Source organism: Streptomyces sp. ME02-8801-2C (assembly GCF_033793965.1).
Lineage (GTDB): Bacteria > Actinomycetota > Actinomycetes > Streptomycetales > Streptomycetaceae > Streptomyces.
Genome location: NZ_JARAXP010000003.1, coordinates 411810 through 427446 on the forward strand (window position 1 = coordinate 411810; position 15637 = coordinate 427446).

Consider the following 15637-nt stretch of genomic DNA (forward strand, 5'->3'; position numbering starts at 1 on the left):
CGCCGGTGACGGTCAGTCGAAGTAGTCCGGCTGCGTCTGGACGTTCAGCACGGGCACGCGGACCTTCTTGGCCGGATTCGTGCGCCGGTCGTCGAGCTTCAGGACGTCGAAGCCCTTGGCGATGTCGTTCGAGTAGATGTAGCCGTTGTAGTAGTACGCCGACCACGGACCGGCGGTGGTGACGCGGTCGGTGGTCACCGGGCCGCGCTCGAAGTAGGCGATCTCCTTGGGCTTCGCGGAGTTGGTGAAGTCCCAGACGGAGACACCGCCCTGATACCAGGCCTGGACCATTATGTCCTTGCCCTTGACCGGGATGAGCGAGCCGTTGTGGGCCACGCAGACCTCGGTGTCGGCCTGGTAGCGGGGGATCTTGAAGTAGCTCTTGAAGACGAGCTTGCGCTTGTCGCCCTTGCCAACGATGTCGTAGATGCCGTCGGCGCCTCGGTTCGGACCGATCTGCGCGTTGCAGGTGGCCGCGCCGCCGCCGCCCAACTCGTCGGTGAAGACGACCTTGTTGGCCTTCTGGTTGAAGGTCGCGGAGTGCCAGAACGCGAAGTTGACGTTGTCCTGGACGCGGTCGATGACCTTCGGGTGCTCCGGGTCCTTGATGGAGAACAGGATGCCGTCGCCCATGCAGGCGCCCGCCGCGAGGTCCTTGGAGGGCAGCACGGTGATGTCGTGGCAACCGGTGGTCTTGGAGACGCCCGGGTTGGTGGGCGATCCGGGGTTGCCGCCGCCGTCGGGACCCTCACCGGGGAAGAGGACGGGGAAGCCGACCACTGCCGCCTTCTCGGGGGCCTTTCGCGGCACCTTGATGACCGAGATGCCGTCGTGCGGCGGCTGGCAGTCGGGGAAGGTGGCGCTCGGCGAGTAGGAGGAGACGTAGATGTAGACGTTCTTGCGCTCGGGCACCAGCGTGTTGGTGTGCGAGCCGCAGGCGGTTTCCACGGCGGCGACGTACTTCGGGTTCGCCTTGTCCGTGATGTCGAAGATCTTCATTCCCTCCCACGACGACTTCTCGGTCGCGGGCTGCGAGACGCTGTTGCAACTGCTGTCGCTGCGCGAGGAGTCGGTCGACAGGAAGAGCAGGTTCCCGGAGACGGAGATGTCGTTCTGGCCGCCGGGGCACAGCACCTGGGAGACCGTCTTCGGGGCCTTCGGGTTGCTGATGTCGAAGACGCGGAAGCCGTCGTAGTTGCCGGAGAAGGCGTACTTCCCCTGGAAGGCGAGGTCCGAGTTGGTGCCGGGCAGCGCGTCCTTGGGGATGTTCGTGAGGTGCGTGATGTTGTCGGAGTGGACGATCTCGTCCACACCGGGTATCTCGCCCTCGGCCAGGGCCTTCTTGACCTGGGACTGCACGCTCTTGGAGATCTTCTCCGGCACCGTCGGTCCGTCCCCGGGGTCGGGGGTCGCGGCCGCGGGGCCCGCGGTCAGCAGCGCGGCCAGGAGTCCGGCCGCCGCGGCGCCGACTCCCAGGTGTCTGCGCCGCGTTCGGGGATTGTTTAACAGGGTCACTGCTTCCTCCCTGGTAGCCGTTCCGGTCAGAACGGTTCACGGTCCTCCGAAGTATCGTCTTCATCATGCACCGATCAACAGGGAGCAATGCGTTTGTAATGAAAGTTTCTGATCACGGGCGAATGGAAGCGTGCTAGGACGGACACAGCACTCACGAGGTGTCCCTCAACCCACCTGACCCAGGAGGCTGTTGTGCCCGTCCGTCGCGTGTCCCGTACCTGCCGCCCGGCCCTGGTCGCGCTCACGCTCGCCCTCGCGCTCGGCGCCTGCGACTCGGACTCGTCCTCGGACGCCGCCGGAAAGGCCAAGTCCGCTACGGCGACCGGGCCTTCGGTGATCGCGCCCGGACTGCCCGGTGAGGCGGCCCGCACGCTCTCCCCGGAGGAGGCGAAGGCCGCGCTGCCCGACGACTCTCCCAACTCGGCGGATATCTCGTACGCCCGCGGAATGATCGAGCACCACGCCCAGGCGATCGAGATCACCGAACTCGTCCCCGGACGCGCCGAGTCGACACCGGTGAAGCGGCTCGCCGAGCGCATCGCCGCCGCTCAGCGTCCCGAAATCGCCGCGATGCAGGGCTGGTTGAAGGACAACGGCGGCGACGAGAAGACCACCGGGCACTCCCATGAGGCGATGCCCGGCATGGCGACCGAGGCGCAGCTCGCCAACTTGCGCGCGGCGAAGGGGAAGGCGTTCGACGAGCTGTTCCTCACGCTGATGATCACGCACCACGAGGGGGCCGTCACCATGGCCACCGAGGTGAAGGGACAGGGCAACAACGTCCGGGTCGAGGAGATGGCCGACGACGTGATCGCCCAGCAGACGAGCGAGATCAACAGGATGCGCGGAATGTAACCGGACGAACCCCCGAGTGGGCCCGGCCCGCCCCCGAACGCCCTTACTCAGCGCCGGGCATGACGAGGCGTCAGGTATCCCGCGTCGCGGGCCTGCGAGATCAGCCTGAGGGACCGGCGCCGACTGTGCCCGGTCGCGCACATCACGGCGAGAACGGGGTCGGCGCCCTCTTCCTGGGCCGCCCGGTACTCCTCCGCGACCAGCCGGCGCCCCTCCATGCCGCGCGGCCAGGCGGGCCGGGCGCGACGAGGCCGCAGGGCCCCGGCGCTCTCCCAGCCCGTCCCGGGCCCGTCTCCGCACGCCTCGTGGAGCGGACCCTCGATCCAGTCCGCGAGAGCCGCCAGATCGTCGAGCGACAGCGCGGGCTGCGCCCGTACATCCTCGATGGACACGCCCGCCTCGCGGACCACGGCGAGTACGTCGACCTGGGCGCCGTCGGTGAAAGCGAGCCGTACGTCGAACCAAGCGGTCGTCGCCGAGCCCTCGTGCTCCTCCACTTCCCAGGCGGGCCGCACCGTCACCGCTCCCTGCGTCGGACAGCGACCGGAAAGATGAAGAAAGGATGCTTCTAGCACATACGGAACGTAACCGCATCATCACATTCCATACGAACGGACACGCGCGCCCACTCAGCCCGGCACCCTGTCAGCGCAGCTCGGACGGTGCGATCCTGAAGGTGTCAGCAACAGGGAGTTCCGCAGTATCCCGCAGTGAGGGGTTTTGCCGTGCTGCGTGTCGCCGTCGTGGGTTCGGGTCCGAGCGGGGTCTACACCGCCCAGAGCCTGGTCCAGCAGGATCCGGAAGTACTGGTCGACGTCCTCGACCGGCTGCCCGCTCCGTACGGTCTGGTGCGGTACGGGGTGGCGCCGGACCACGAGAAGATCAAGTCGCTGCAGAACAATCTGCGTACGGTCCTGGAACACGAACGGGTGCGTTTCCTGGGCGGCGTCAAGGTCGGTTCCGGGCCCGGTGAGCTGCCGGGAGCCCGGCTGCGGGAGCTGTATCACGCGGTGGTGTACTGCGTGGGCGCCGCCACCGACCGTCACCTGGGGATTCCCGGCGAGGAGCTGCCGGGCAGCTGGTCGGCGACCCAGTTCGTGTCCTGGTACAGCGCCCATCCGGACGCGGTCGACGACAGCTTCGTCCGCGAGGTGCGCTCCGCCGTGGTCATCGGCGTCGGGAACGTGGCGGTCGACGTGGCCCGGATTCTGGCGCGCGGTGCGGCCGAACTGAGCCCCACCGACATTCCGCAGGCGGCCCTCACCGCGCTGAGCGCGAGCCGCGTGACCGACATCCACATGGTGGGCCGGCGCGGCCCCTCGCAGGCCCGCTTCACCACCAAGGAGCTGCGCGAGCTGGGCGCCCTGCCGGACACCCGGGTCGTCGTGGACGAGGCCGAGTTGGCGCTCGACCCGGGCTACACGGACCCTGCCGCCCTGCCCGCCGTCCAGCGCCGCAACGTGGAGGCGCTGCGCGGCTGGGCGGCCCTGCCGCCGACGGACACGGCCCGCCGTATCCGGCTGCGCTTCTTCCACCGCCCGGTCGAACTGCTCGCCGACAGCGGCCGGGTGGGCGCGGTGCGTTTCGAACGGACGGCGCCGGACGGGACCGGCGGTGTGACGGGCACCGGGCAGTACGAGGACATCGAGGCACAGCTCGTACTCCGCTCGGTCGGCTATCGCGGGGTGCCGGTCGACGGACTGCCGTTCGACACGGCCACGGGCACCGTGCCGCATCTCGCGGGCCGCGTCCTGCGCGACGGCCGCCCCTCCCCCGGCGAGTACGTGGCCGGCTGGATCAAGCGCGGCCCCACGGGCGTCATCGGCACCAACCGTCCCTGCGCCAAGGAAACGGCGACCTCACTGCTCACGGACGCCGCCATGCTCGTACGGCAGGAGCACCCCGAAGACCCGCTGACGCTCCTGCGAGCGGACGGTTTCCGACCGATCGGCTGGACAGGCTGGCAGGCCATCGAACAAGCCGAGGCAAACCTGGGGGCCGCCCTGGGCCGTAGCACGGTGAAGCTCCCCGACTGGAACTCCCTGATGGCTGCGGCGCAGGGCACGGCCACCCCCTAGGGGCGCGGGGAACTGCGCGACAAGCCCCCACCGGCCCGCAGATCAGAACACCCGGTGGGGCATGACACACACCGGCAACAGGCAAGCAATCAACAAATTGTTCAATCCCCCTGTTCACAACACCCCGCTCCCCACCGCCGCTCCAGGAGTACCCATGGCCCCACCCCCGTCCCCACTGGTGCACCCCGTGGACGAAGTCCCTCCCGCCCGCCAACTCGCCGCCTTCGGCCTACAACACGTCCTCGCGATGTACGCCGGCGCCGTGGCCGTCCCCCTGATCGTCGGCGGAGCCATGAAGCTCTCGCCCGCCGATCTGGCGTACCTGATCACCGCAGACCTCCTGGTGTGCGGCATCGCGACACTCATCCAGTGCGTCGGCTTCTGGCGCTTCGGCGTCCGCCTGCCGATCATGCAGGGGTGCACCTTCGCCGCCGTGTCACCGATGGTCCTCATCGGTACGACGGGCGGTGGCCTCCCCGCGATCTACGGCTCGGTGATCGTCGCGGGGCTGGCGATCGTCCTGCTGGCGCCCGTCTTCGGGCGGCTGCTGCGCTTCTTCCCGCCCCTGGTGACCGGCACGGTGATCCTGATCATCGGTCTGTCGTTGCTGCCGGTGGCGGGCAACTGGGCGGCCGGCGGCGTGGGTTCGGCCGATTTCGGCGAGCCGAAGAACCTGGCGCTGGCCGCCTTCGTGCTGGCCGTGGTGCTCGGTGTGCAGCGGTTCGCGCCGGTGTTCCTGAGCCGGATCGCGGTACTGACCGGCATCGTGGTGGGGCTGGCCGTGGCCGTCCCCTTCGGGTTCACGGACTTCGACGGCGTCGGGGACGCCGACTGGGTCGGTATCAGTACGCCGTTCCACTTCGGGGCGCCCACCTTCGAGGCCTCGGCGATCATCTCCATGCTGGTGGTGGCGCTGGTGACGATGACCGAGACGACCGGTGACCTGATCGCCGTCGGTGAGATGACCGGCCGGAAGGTCGAGCCGCGCTCCCTCGCCGACGGACTCCGCGCCGACGGTTTCTCCACCGTCCTCGGCGGTGTCTTCAACACCTTCCCGTACACGGCGTACGCGCAGAACGTGGGCCTGGTCGGGATGACCAGGGTGCGCAGCCGCTGGGTCGTGGCGACCGCCGGCGGCATCCTCGTACTGCTCGGTCTGCTGCCCAAGCTGGGCGCCGTGGTCGCCGCCATACCGGCGCCGGTGCTGGGCGGTGCGGGGCTGGTGATGTTCGGGACGGTCGCCGCGAGCGGGCTGCGGACGCTCGCCGGGGTCGAGTTCAAGGACAACCACAACCTGACGGTGGTGGCGGTGTCGGTGGCTGTGGGCATGCTGCCGGTCGGCGTGCCCACGGTGTACGCGAAGTTCCCTGACTGGTTCCAGACGGTGATGAACAGCGGGATCAGCGCGGGCTGTCTCACGGCGATCGTGCTGAACCTGCTCTTCAACAACCTTGCGGGGAAGGGTGATTCAACCGGCGGTGGCCAGGACGCTGTCGAGGAGCCCAGGGATGAGCTTGTCTAGGTTTCTCAGAGAGTCGGCGGCAGCGCCTGTTCCGCCCAGATCGTCTTGCCCGTCCCCGACGGGCGGGTGCCCCAGCGGTCGGTGAGCTGGGCGACCAGCAGGAGGCCGCGTCCGCCCTCGTCGAAGGTGCGGGCCCGGCGCAGATGCGGGGAGGTGCTGCTGGCGTCGGAGACCTCGCAGATGAGGGTGCGGTCGCGGATCAGCCGGAGCTGGATGGGGTCGCCTCCGTAGCGGATGGCGTTGGTGACCAGTTCGCTCACCACCAGCTCCGTGACGAAGGCGGCCTCGTCGATACCCCAGCGGGTCAGCTGGTCGGTGACGTGTTTGCGGGCGGTGGCGACCACGGCCGGGTCGGCGGGCAGGTCCCACACCGCGACCTGTTCGGCGTCCAGGGCCCGGGTACGGGCGACCAGCAGGGCTACGTCGTCCCCCGGTGTCTCCGGCAGCAGGGCCGCGAGCACGGTGTCGCAGATCTCCTCCAGGCTGTCGGCCGGAGCGGCAAGGGCCGTGCACAGGGCGGCCGTTCCCGTGTCGAGGTCGAGATCGCGGGCCTCGACCAGACCGTCCGTGTAGAGGGCGAGCACCGTGCCCTCGGGCAGTTCCAGCTCGGTCGCCTCGAAGGGCAGCCCGCCGACGCCGAGCATGGGACCGGCGCTCACCTCGATCACCTCGACCCTGCCGTCCGGGTACAGGACGACGGGCGGCGGGTGCCCGGCGGCAGCGAGCGTGCAGTGCCGCGACACCGGGTCGTAGACCGCGTACAGACAGGTCGCGCCGATCTCGCCGGACTCACCGCTCTCGTCCGTGCCGAGGTGGCCGACCAGGTCGTCGAGGTGGGTGAGCAGTTCGTCGGGCGGCAGATCGACGTCCGCCAGCGTCCAGACCGCCGTACGGAGTCTGCCCATGGTCACCGAGGCGTGCAGGCCGTGGCCGACGACGTCCCCGACGACCAGCGCCACCCGGGTCCCGGACAGCGGGATCACATCGAACCAGTCGCCGCCGACGCCCGCCTGGGAGAGGGCGGGCAGATAGCGGGAGGCGGACTCGACGGCTGCCTGGCCGGCCACCGTCTGGGGCAGCAGGCTGCGCTGCAGGGCCAGGGCGGTCGTGCGCTCACGGGTGTAGCGGCGGGCATTGTCCACGCAGACGGCCGCGCGGCTGGCCAGCTCGCGGGCCAGTGACGCGTCGTCGTCGTCGAAGACGTCCGGTTTCTCGGCGGTCAGCAGCCGCACGAACACGGCCACGCCCAGCGTCGTACCGCGTGCCGTCAGCGGTACGGCCATCAGCGCGAGGTCGTAGGGGTCCGTGCCGTCGTCGGTGCGCAGTTTCGCGGAGCGGGCCGCGTGCCGGCCGAACCAGCGGTCCAGGTCCGGGTCGCCGGTGCGGGCGAGGACGGGCAGGCCGGTGGCGAGGGCGCGGGCGGGCGGCGAGTACGGCGGGTAGACGTCCGCGGCGCCGAGGCCGATCGCCGCCTCCGGTACCCCGGCCGTGAGCGAGTGGTGGGCGACCCGGCGCAGCTCGACCTCGGCGTCCACCTGTCCGGCCGCCGGTTCGTCGCCCTGGAGCACCGAGTCCAACAGGTCGACGCTGGCGAAGTCCGCGAGCCGGGGGACCACGAGTTCGGCCAGCTCCCGGGCGGTCCGGACGACATCGAGCCGGGTGCCGATGCCCGCGGCGGCCTCGTTCAGCATGGCCAGCCGCTGCCGGGCCCAGTGCTGCTCGCTGCTGTCGAAGGCGGCGAGCGCGACGCCGAGCAGTTCGTCGGCCGGGTCGCGCAGCGGCCACATCTCGATGTTCCAGGCGTGCATGCGCCGCCCCGAGGGCGACCGGGTCCAGCTCTCGTAATGGACCGGCTGCCCGGTCTCCGCGACGATCTCCAGATGACGCTGGAAACCCCGGCTGTGCTCGGCGTCCTCGACGGTGTCGGGGTAGCGGCGGTGCAGGAACGCGGCCTCGGGTCGGCCCATGACCGCGCAGGCCACGTCGTTCATCCGCAGGTAGCGCTGCCCGGTGTCGAAGACGGACATCGACATGGAGGCCTGCCGGAACGCCAGCTCGGCCAGGTCCCGTCCCGCGTCGTCGGGCGCCGCCGTGACGACGTACGCCCGCTGCTCCCCGGACAGCGGAGACAGGCGCAGCGCCAGCTCCAGGCGGCGCCCGTCCCGGTGCCGTACGGCCACGACGGCGGTGCCGGACGCGCGCAGCTCCCGCCAGGCCTTGCGCGGGTCGTCGGCCGCCAGCTGTGCCGCCGGGTGGCCGGTGATCTCCGCGGCGGTGTGTCCGGTGAGCCTGCGGGCGCCTTCGCTCCAGCCCGTGAGAGTGCCGTGCGCGTCGATCACCGCCAGTGCGTCACCGGCCGGGACCACCCGCTGTTTCCCGCGCGGCCCATTCACCATATGCCCAAGAATGAGGGCATTGGGGACGGTCAACAACCCGGGATCAGCTCTTCCTGAACCAGCGCGCGGGGACGGCGGCGGCCAGCGTCCGGTACCCCTCGGGGTTGAGATGCAGCCAGTCCCCGTCGTGGAGGTCCGGGCGCAGCCGTCCCGGGTCGGCCGGATCGCGGACCGCCCGGTCGAAGTCGACGACGGCGTCGAAGGCACTGGCGGTGCGGATCCAGTCGTTCACGGCCTGCCGGGTCGTCTCGCGCAGGCCGGCCGGATCGTCGTACGGCGTGTTGCCGCGGAAGGGCGTCAGGGTGGCGCCGTAGACGCGGATGCCCTGGGCGTGCGCGCGGACGACGATCTGCCGGTAGGCGGCGATGAGGTCGTCGGTGACGCGCTGCTGGGCGGCCGGGGTGGCCTCGGCGGTGCCGATGTCGTTGACGCCCTCGAAGACGATCAGCCAGGAGACACCGCTGTGCGCGAGGACGTCCCGGTCGAGCCGGGCGAGGGCATTGGGCCCGAGTCCGTCGTTGAGGATCCTGTTGCCGCCCGCGGCCTGGTTGAGTACGGCGATCCGATGGCCGCCCGGCAGGCCCCTGAGCCGGTCCAGGAGCTGGTCGGGCCACCGGTTGTTGCCGTTTGTCGTGGAGCCCCGGCCGTCGGACAGCGAGTCGCCCAGCACGGCGACGGCCCGCGTGTCAGGGCTCGAGAGCACCTCTATGTCGCTGAGCAGGTACCAGTGGTTGACCGGGGTGGCTCCGGTCAGATCCTGCTCGGCCGTGCCGTCGCCGGTACGCAGGTAGGAGGTGGTGCGCGAGCCCGGGTGCGAGGTGAGCGCGAGGGAGGCCTGGCCGCTCGCGAGGTACGTCGTCACGGTCAGGTTGGTCGCGGGGCGCAGCCGGAAGTCCAGCGGGTCGGAGACGACCTGGGCCCCGGCGGGGACGGTGGTGGACCGGCGTCCGGCGAACGTCACCTCGCGCAGGGTGCCGGGTTCGACCGCGCTGACCCCGGCCCGGCCGGCCAGGGGAAGGGCGACCGTCACGGCGGTCAGCGGCAGCGGGGTGGTGCCGAAGGCGTTGGAGAAGCGGAGCCGGACGCGCTCGCCGCCGGTGGAGACACGCACCGTCTGACGCAGGGTGGTGTCGACGAGGACGGAGCGCTCCCCGGTGAAGGGCGCGGGCGGCATGTTGCCGGGCTCGGTGAGCTGTGGCATCGACGTCCAGGTGTTGACCCAGTGCTGGGCGGACCGGCCCGGGCCGGCGGCCTCCTGCTGCGGGCTCCTGACCAGGGCCACCACGGCGGAGGACGCCACGGCGAGGGTCAGCACGAACACGCAGGTGGCGACCACGTGGGCGAGCACTGCTCTGCCGGACCGCCGCTGGGACCTGGACGACTGCGCGAGATGGGGCGACTTCACGGGCCGGGTGCCTTCCTCTGTCCGGGACGTTCTGTTCGGTTCCCTGGGCGTCTGGTTCGGTTCATCGGGCATCCGCTTCACGCCGCGGGTCGTCTCCTGCAGACCCCCCGGGCGTCATCTGCAAGCGATCGAGCATCTGATCGGGTCGAGCGCGAGCGATGACCGGGTGCGCGCTCGTGGCACGCACCCGGCGGTGCGGGGCTCAACCGGCCGTACAGGCCGTTCCGTTGAGCGTGAAGCCGGACGGCGCCGCGCTGTTGCCCGTATGGCTCGCCTGGAAGCCGATGCTGACGCTCGCGCCGGGCGCGATGGCCGCGTTGTACGAGACGTTGGTGGCCGTCACCGCACCCGAGGCGGGTGCGTAGGTGGCACTCCAGCCGGACGTGATGGTCTGGCCCGAGGGCAGGGTGAAGCCCAGTTTCCAGCCGTTCACGGCCGTCGTGCTGTTGTTGGTGATGGTCACCGAGGCGGTCAGCCCGGTGTTCCAGGCGTTGGTCGTGGCCGCGACCTTGCAGGGGCCGGCCGGCGGTTGGGGCACGGTGCCGCCGCTGTCCAGGCCGAAGAAGGTGATCACTCGGGCGGCCATACCCGTGGTGATCAGGTTGTGGCCGACACCCTGGAGGCTGATGGCCTCGACGGGAGCCTTGTCACCGGTGGCGCCGTACCGGGTGCGGGTCCAGCCGGACTGGGGCGAGTCGGTCGCGGCCGGCGTCTGCGTGAGCCCCTGCACATTGGTCCACTGCTTGATCATCTCCCCGAAGTTGGGGTAGCGCAGGGTGTCGTCCTCGGTGCCGTGCCAGAGCTGCATACGCGGCCGGGGCCCGGTGTAGCCGGGGTAGGCGTTGCGTACCAGGTCGCCCCACTCCTGCGGGGTGTGGATCACCGTCCCCTGGGCGCACTCGCTGTTCCACTCCGAGCCGTTGGTGGTGGCGAAGCAGCCGAACGGCACGCCCGCGAAGGCGGAGCCGCCCGCGAAGACGTCCGGGTAGTCGCCGAGCAGGACGTTGGTCATCATCGCGCCGGAGGAGACGCCGGTGGCGAAGACCCTGCTGGTGTCGGCGTTGTAGGTCCGGGTGACCCAGTCGACCATGGACTTGATGCCCACCGGGTCACTGCCGCCGCCCCGGGTGAGCGCCTGTGGCGAGGAGACGTCGAAGCACTTGCTGCTGCGGGTGACGGACGGGTAGATCACGATGAAGCCGTAGCGGTCGGCCAGCGAGGCGTACTCGGTGTTGGAGTAGAACACCGGCCCTGAGCCGGTGCACCAGTGCACGGCCACCAGAACCGCCGGGCGGGTGGTGACGGTGTCCGGCACGTACACGTACATCTGCAGGTTGCTCGGATTGGCCCCGAAGCCGGTTATCTCCGTGAGCGTGGCGGCCGCCGCCGAGGGGGTCTCCGCGGCCGTTTCGGTGCGGGCCGAAGCCACGGGCGCGGCGAGGAATGTCGCCGCGAGTAACGGCAGCAGGCCTGCGAGAAGCGCGACGAGCACCGAACGCAGCGGTCTTCTCGCGATGTTGCCGACAGTGGTGGACACGTCCTGGTCCCTTCCTGATCACGGCTCGTGGGGTGACGCGTGGCGGAAGTCGGAGTCCCGCTGAGCGGGGCTGCCCGTTCCGCATCGTGGCATGAGCATGGCCTTCATGGAAGCGCTCCCACCCTTCGAAAAAATTCGCTGACCAGCGGTTGCAGACCCGACCGGCACGCATTGCGCGCAAAGCGTTGACCAGAAAGCGCTTACCCCCTACCTTCCGTTCATCGATGTGACCCATCGATGTCGATTCACATTCGACGGAACGCCCCGGAAACGCACGCCCGCAGGGACTGCGCACTCCCTGAAGCCGTGCCGTCCCCCACTCCGGGCCCTCCGTCGCCGCTCCGCCGGTTCGCGCACAGCACACGCCATGGCGCACAACCCAGTGATCGATGTTCATGTGACTGATCACCCCCTCGGTCAGTCAGCCCTCCCGAAGGGACGCACCCGCATGCGCACACGCCCCCCACGTACACAGAAGCAAAGATCCTTGGCGGCGGCAGCCGTGGCCACCGCACTCGCGGCGGCAGCCGTTCTGGCCGCCCCCCAGCCGGCCGGTGCGGCCGAGAACGCACCCGTCGGATTCGGTGCCGGAACGACCGGCGGCGGCAGCGCCACCCCGGTCACCGTGACGACACTCGCCGCCTTCAGGACCGCTGTCACGGGCAACGCGGCGAAGGTGGTGCGGGTGAGCGGTCTGATCACGCTGAGCGGTCAGGTGGACCTGGGCTCCAACACCACGGTGCTGGGCGTCGGTTCGTCCTCCGGGTTCACCGGCGGCGGCCTCCGGATCAAGGAGGAGACCAACGTCGTCGTCCGCAACCTCAACATCAGCAAGCCGCTGGCACCTTCGGACGGGGTGACGGTCCAGGAGTCCACGAAGGTGTGGATCGACCACAACTCCTTCTCGGCTGACCGCACTCACGACAAGGACTACTACGACGGGCTGCTGGACATCAATCACGGCTCCGACAACGTGACGGTGTCCTGGAACACCTTCAAGGACCACTTCAAGGGCTCACTCGTCGGCCACAGCGACAACAACGCGTCCGAGGACACCGGCCATCTGAAGGTGACGTACCACCACAACCACTTCAGCAACGTGTACTCGCGCATCCCCAGCCTGCGGTTCGGCACCGGCCACTTCTACGACAACTACGTCCAGGGCGCCGACACCGCCGTGCACTCCCGGATGGGCGCCCAGATGCTCGTCGAGAACAACGTCTTCCGTTCGACGCTGGTCGCGGTCACCACGAACCGCAGCAGCGACATCGACGGATACGCCAACCTGCGCGGCAACGACCTCGGCGGAGCCGCCACGGAGGTCTCGCGGGTCGGCAGCTTCACCACCGCTCCGTACAGCTACACCGCGGAGCCGGCCTCGACCGTCGTCGCCTCGGTGACGTCCGGTGCGGGTGCCGGAAAGATCTGACAACTCCGTGTTTCCGGCGAATCGGCAACTTCGCCGGCTCCCCACACAGCACGACCGACTGGAAGAAGGCATCGGGACATGACTTCTGCGGTACAGCCACGCGCGCGCGGGCGCGCGCTCACGGGCACCCTGGCCACCCTCGGCCTTACGTTTGGCATGATCATGACTAGTGGGGCGCTCTCCCCCGCGAGCGCCGCGACCTGGCCGACCGCCAACGGCAGCCAGGGCGTCTCCTCGACCATCCCGATCTCCGGTACCAAGGACTACGGGATGAAGCGGCTCTACGGCACCGGCGACCTCGGCACCGGCGGCCAGGACGAGAACCAGAAACCGCTCCTGGAGCTGGCCGCGGGCGCCGTCCTCAAGAACGTCATCATCGGCGCCCCGGCGTCCGACGGCATCCACTGCAAGGGCAGCTGCACCCTGCAGAACGTGTGGTGGGAGGACGTCGGCGAGGACGCCGCCACCTTCCGCGGCAGCTCGTCGTCGAACGTGTACACCATCTCCGGCGGCGGCGCGAAGGAAGCCAGCGACAAGGTGTTCCAGTTCAACGGCGCCGGGACGCTCAACATCTCCAACTTCGCGGCGAAGAACTTCGGCACGTTCGTCCGGTCCTGCGGCAACTGCTCGACGCAGTACAAGCGGACGATCAACCTCACGAACATCGAGGCGACCTGGAAGGGCGGCAAGCTCGCCGGCATCAACACCAACTACGGCGACAGCGTGTCCCTGAGGGGCATCACGATCATCGGGGACACCAGCAAGAAGATCGTCCCCTGCCAGAAGTACATCGGTAACAACACGGGCAAGGAGCCGACCACCAACGGCTCCAGCGCGGACGGCACGTACTGCAAGTACTCGTCCGGCGACATCACGTACCGCTGAGCCATCCCCCCTCCGGCGGCTGTACGAGGCGGCCCGCACCCGCCTCGTACAGCCGCCGTCCTCCCGGGCCCGCAACCGCGCTGCTGCCCCCTCGACACGTGTCAGCGCGTGTTGCGGCCCCACATCGGGTCGAACCGTTCCCAGGCCTCGTCCCACTCCTCCATGCGCCGCCGCTCCAGCCGGCCGCGCAGCAGACGCCAGCCGACGTACGGCACGGTCGCCCCGCTCGCGCCCGCGAGGGCGCCGACCAGTGCGGCCCTGAGGCGGGCCTCGGACTCGGTGGCGGGCTTCGTCACCAGGCGGCCCTGCGGGTCGGTCCAGATCGTCGCCGGGCTGCCCGCGGTGCTGCCCGAGTCGACGCGGGCCTGGCCCGTGTGCCGGGTGCCGTCGGCGGCGGTCCAACGGATCTTCGCCCACACCTTCTCGCTGCCGACGGTGCCGGGCGCGTCCTCGACGACCAGGGCCGTCACCGCCCGCCACTCGGCGCGTTCCCTCGCGAGCCCCTGCGCGACGGAATGGGTCGCCACCAGGCCCACGAGGACTCCGGTGAGCACGATGAGTGCCCAGGTGGCCAGAACGGCCCATCCCTCCATGGCATCCACACGGCGTCTGAGCGGATTCCGCCGCCAACGCCACAGCCACACCCTCGGACCACGGAATGCCGCCATCGAAGGCATCCTCCTCACGCACACACGGACATGCCCTGCCGTCCTCCCATACGCGCGATGTCCCGCCGCTGCTCACGGCTCCGCGGAGTTGTCCGTCACATCCCGCCGACAAACCGCGCTGACCTGCGGTGACGCCGCTCCCAGAGGTGACTGTCAGTGGTGGGGTGCAGACTGGCCGATGACTGGACAAAGACGTCCCGGAGGTGATCGGCATGACCGAGGTACTGCTCACGGTCGGCACGCGCAAAGGCCTGTTCATCGGGCACCGGCGCGGTGGCACGTGGGAGTTCGACGACAGCCCTTCTTTCAACGCGCAGGCCGTGTACTCGATCGCGATCGACACCCGGCGGGAGATCCCGAGACTGCTGGTCGGCGGCGACAGCGCGCACTGGGGACCGTCGGTCTTCCACTCCGACGACCTGGGCCGGACCTGGACCGAACCGGAGCGGCCCGCGGTCAAGTTCCCCAAGGACACGGGCGCTTCACTGGAGCGCGTGTGGCAGCTCCATCCCTCCACGGCGGAGGCGGACGTGGTGTACGCGGGCACGGAACCGGCGGCGCTCTACCGCTCGGAGGACCGCGGTGAGTCCTTCGAGCTGGTCCGCCCCCTGTGGGAGCACCCCACCCGGTCCCGGTGGGTGCCGGGCGGGGGCGGTGAGGGCCTGCACACGATCGTCACCGATCAGCGCGACCCACGTGCGCTGACGGTCGCCGTCTCGACGGCCGGAGTGTTCCGTACGGCTGACGGCGGCACGAGCTGGGCCCCGTCCAACTCCGGTGTCTCCGCGGTGTTCCTGCCGGATCCGAACCCGGAGTTCGGCCAGTGCGTGCACAAGGTCGCGAAGGACTCGGCCAACCCGGACCGGCTGTACCTGCAGAACCACTGGGGTGTGTACCGGAGCGACGACGCGGGAGGGAACTGGACGGACATCGGGGCCGGCCTGCCCTCGACGTTCGGTTTCGCGGTGGCGGCCCATCCGCACCGGGGGGACACGGCGTATGTCTTCCCGATCAACGCCGACGCCGACCGCGTCCCCGCCGACCACCGCTGCCGCGTCTTCCGTACGGCGGACGCGGGCAACAGCTGGGAACCCCTGTCGGCGGGGCTGCCCCAGGCGGACCACTACGGCACGGTGCTGCGCGACGCGCTGTGCACCGACAACGCGGACCCGGCGGGCGTCTACTTCGGCAACCGCAACGGCGAGGTCTACGCGTCGGCGGACGACGGCGACAGCTGGCAGCAGTTGGCGTCCCATCTGCCGGACGTGCTGTGCGTGCGGGCCGCGGTGATCGACTGAGGACCGGTCGGAAGATCGGCCGACAGCCGTCGAACAAGGGTGAGCGGGT

General features: G+C 69.9%; 12 protein-coding genes. 6 read left to right on the forward strand and 6 right to left on the reverse strand.

The features are described 5' to 3' along the window. Nucleotides 1-12: 12 nt before the first annotated feature. Nucleotides 13-1515, reverse strand: a complete 1503-nt coding sequence (locus tag PV396_RS10955) for a hypothetical protein (RefSeq protein ID WP_319203056.1) — start codon at nucleotides 1513-1515, stop codon at nucleotides 13-15. Between the two features lie 192 nt (nucleotides 1516-1707). Between PV396_RS10955 and PV396_RS10960 the strand changes: the two genes are divergently transcribed. Continuing rightward, nucleotides 1708-2370, forward strand: a complete 663-nt coding sequence (locus tag PV396_RS10960; protein WP_319203058.1) for a DUF305 domain-containing protein — start codon at nucleotides 1708-1710, stop codon at nucleotides 2368-2370. Between the two features lie 47 nt (nucleotides 2371-2417). Here PV396_RS10960 and PV396_RS10965 read toward each other — a convergent pair whose 3' ends face one another. Then, nucleotides 2418-2891, reverse strand: a complete 474-nt coding sequence (locus PV396_RS10965; protein WP_319203060.1) for a DUF6214 family protein — start codon at nucleotides 2889-2891, stop codon at nucleotides 2418-2420. A 204-nt stretch (nucleotides 2892-3095) separates the two neighbouring features. Between PV396_RS10965 and PV396_RS10970 the strand changes: the two genes are divergently transcribed. Then, nucleotides 3096-4448, forward strand: a complete 1353-nt coding sequence (locus tag PV396_RS10970; RefSeq protein WP_319203062.1) for an FAD-dependent oxidoreductase — start codon at nucleotides 3096-3098, stop codon at nucleotides 4446-4448. 154 nt (nucleotides 4449-4602) lie between these two features. After that, nucleotides 4603-5970: a nucleobase:cation symporter-2 family protein gene (locus PV396_RS10975; RefSeq protein WP_319203064.1), complete on the forward strand. Its 1368-nt coding sequence runs from the start codon at nucleotides 4603-4605 to the stop codon at nucleotides 5968-5970. A 5-nt stretch (nucleotides 5971-5975) separates the two neighbouring features. Here the strand turns inward: PV396_RS10975 and PV396_RS10980 are convergent, their stop codons facing one another. The 3 genes from PV396_RS10980 to PV396_RS10990 all read right to left on the reverse strand — a co-directional run bounded on the left by PV396_RS10980 (nucleotide 5976) and on the right by PV396_RS10990 (nucleotide 11308). After that, nucleotides 5976-8366, reverse strand: a complete 2391-nt coding sequence (locus PV396_RS10980) for a SpoIIE family protein phosphatase (RefSeq protein ID WP_319203066.1) — start codon at nucleotides 8364-8366, stop codon at nucleotides 5976-5978. Nucleotides 8367-8409: 43 nt separating this feature from the next. Beyond that, complete coding sequence (locus PV396_RS10985) at nucleotides 8410-9771, reverse strand: SGNH/GDSL hydrolase family protein (protein ID WP_416071376.1); 1362 nt, start codon at nucleotides 9769-9771, stop codon at nucleotides 8410-8412. 202 nt (nucleotides 9772-9973) lie between these two features. After that, nucleotides 9974-11308, reverse strand: coding sequence for a PHB depolymerase family esterase (locus PV396_RS10990; RefSeq protein ID WP_319203068.1), 1335 nt, complete (start codon nucleotides 11306-11308; stop codon nucleotides 9974-9976). Nucleotides 11309-11756: 448 nt separating this feature from the next. Here PV396_RS10990 and PV396_RS10995 point away from each other — a divergent pair, with 448 nt between their 5' ends. Continuing rightward, nucleotides 11757-12737, forward strand: coding sequence for a polysaccharide lyase family 1 protein (locus tag PV396_RS10995; RefSeq protein WP_319203070.1), 981 nt, complete (start codon nucleotides 11757-11759; stop codon nucleotides 12735-12737). A 78-nt stretch (nucleotides 12738-12815) separates the two neighbouring features. After that, on the forward strand, nucleotides 12816-13622 hold the full coding sequence (locus tag PV396_RS11000; protein ID WP_319203072.1) for a pectate lyase: 807 nt from the start codon (nucleotides 12816-12818) through the stop codon (nucleotides 13620-13622). Nucleotides 13623-13723: 101 nt separating this feature from the next. On the opposite strand, the gene PV396_RS11005 is transcribed toward PV396_RS11000, so the two are convergent. Next, on the reverse strand, nucleotides 13724-14290 hold the full coding sequence (locus tag PV396_RS11005) for a hypothetical protein (protein WP_319203074.1): 567 nt from the start codon (nucleotides 14288-14290) through the stop codon (nucleotides 13724-13726). 212 nt (nucleotides 14291-14502) lie between these two features. On the opposite strand from PV396_RS11005, the gene PV396_RS11010 reads away from it, so the two are divergent. Further along, a complete protein-coding gene (locus tag PV396_RS11010) occupies nucleotides 14503-15588 on the forward strand; it encodes an exo-alpha-sialidase (protein ID WP_319203076.1) in 1086 nt (361 codons plus the stop codon). The last annotated feature ends 49 nt before the right edge of the window (nucleotides 15589-15637 follow it).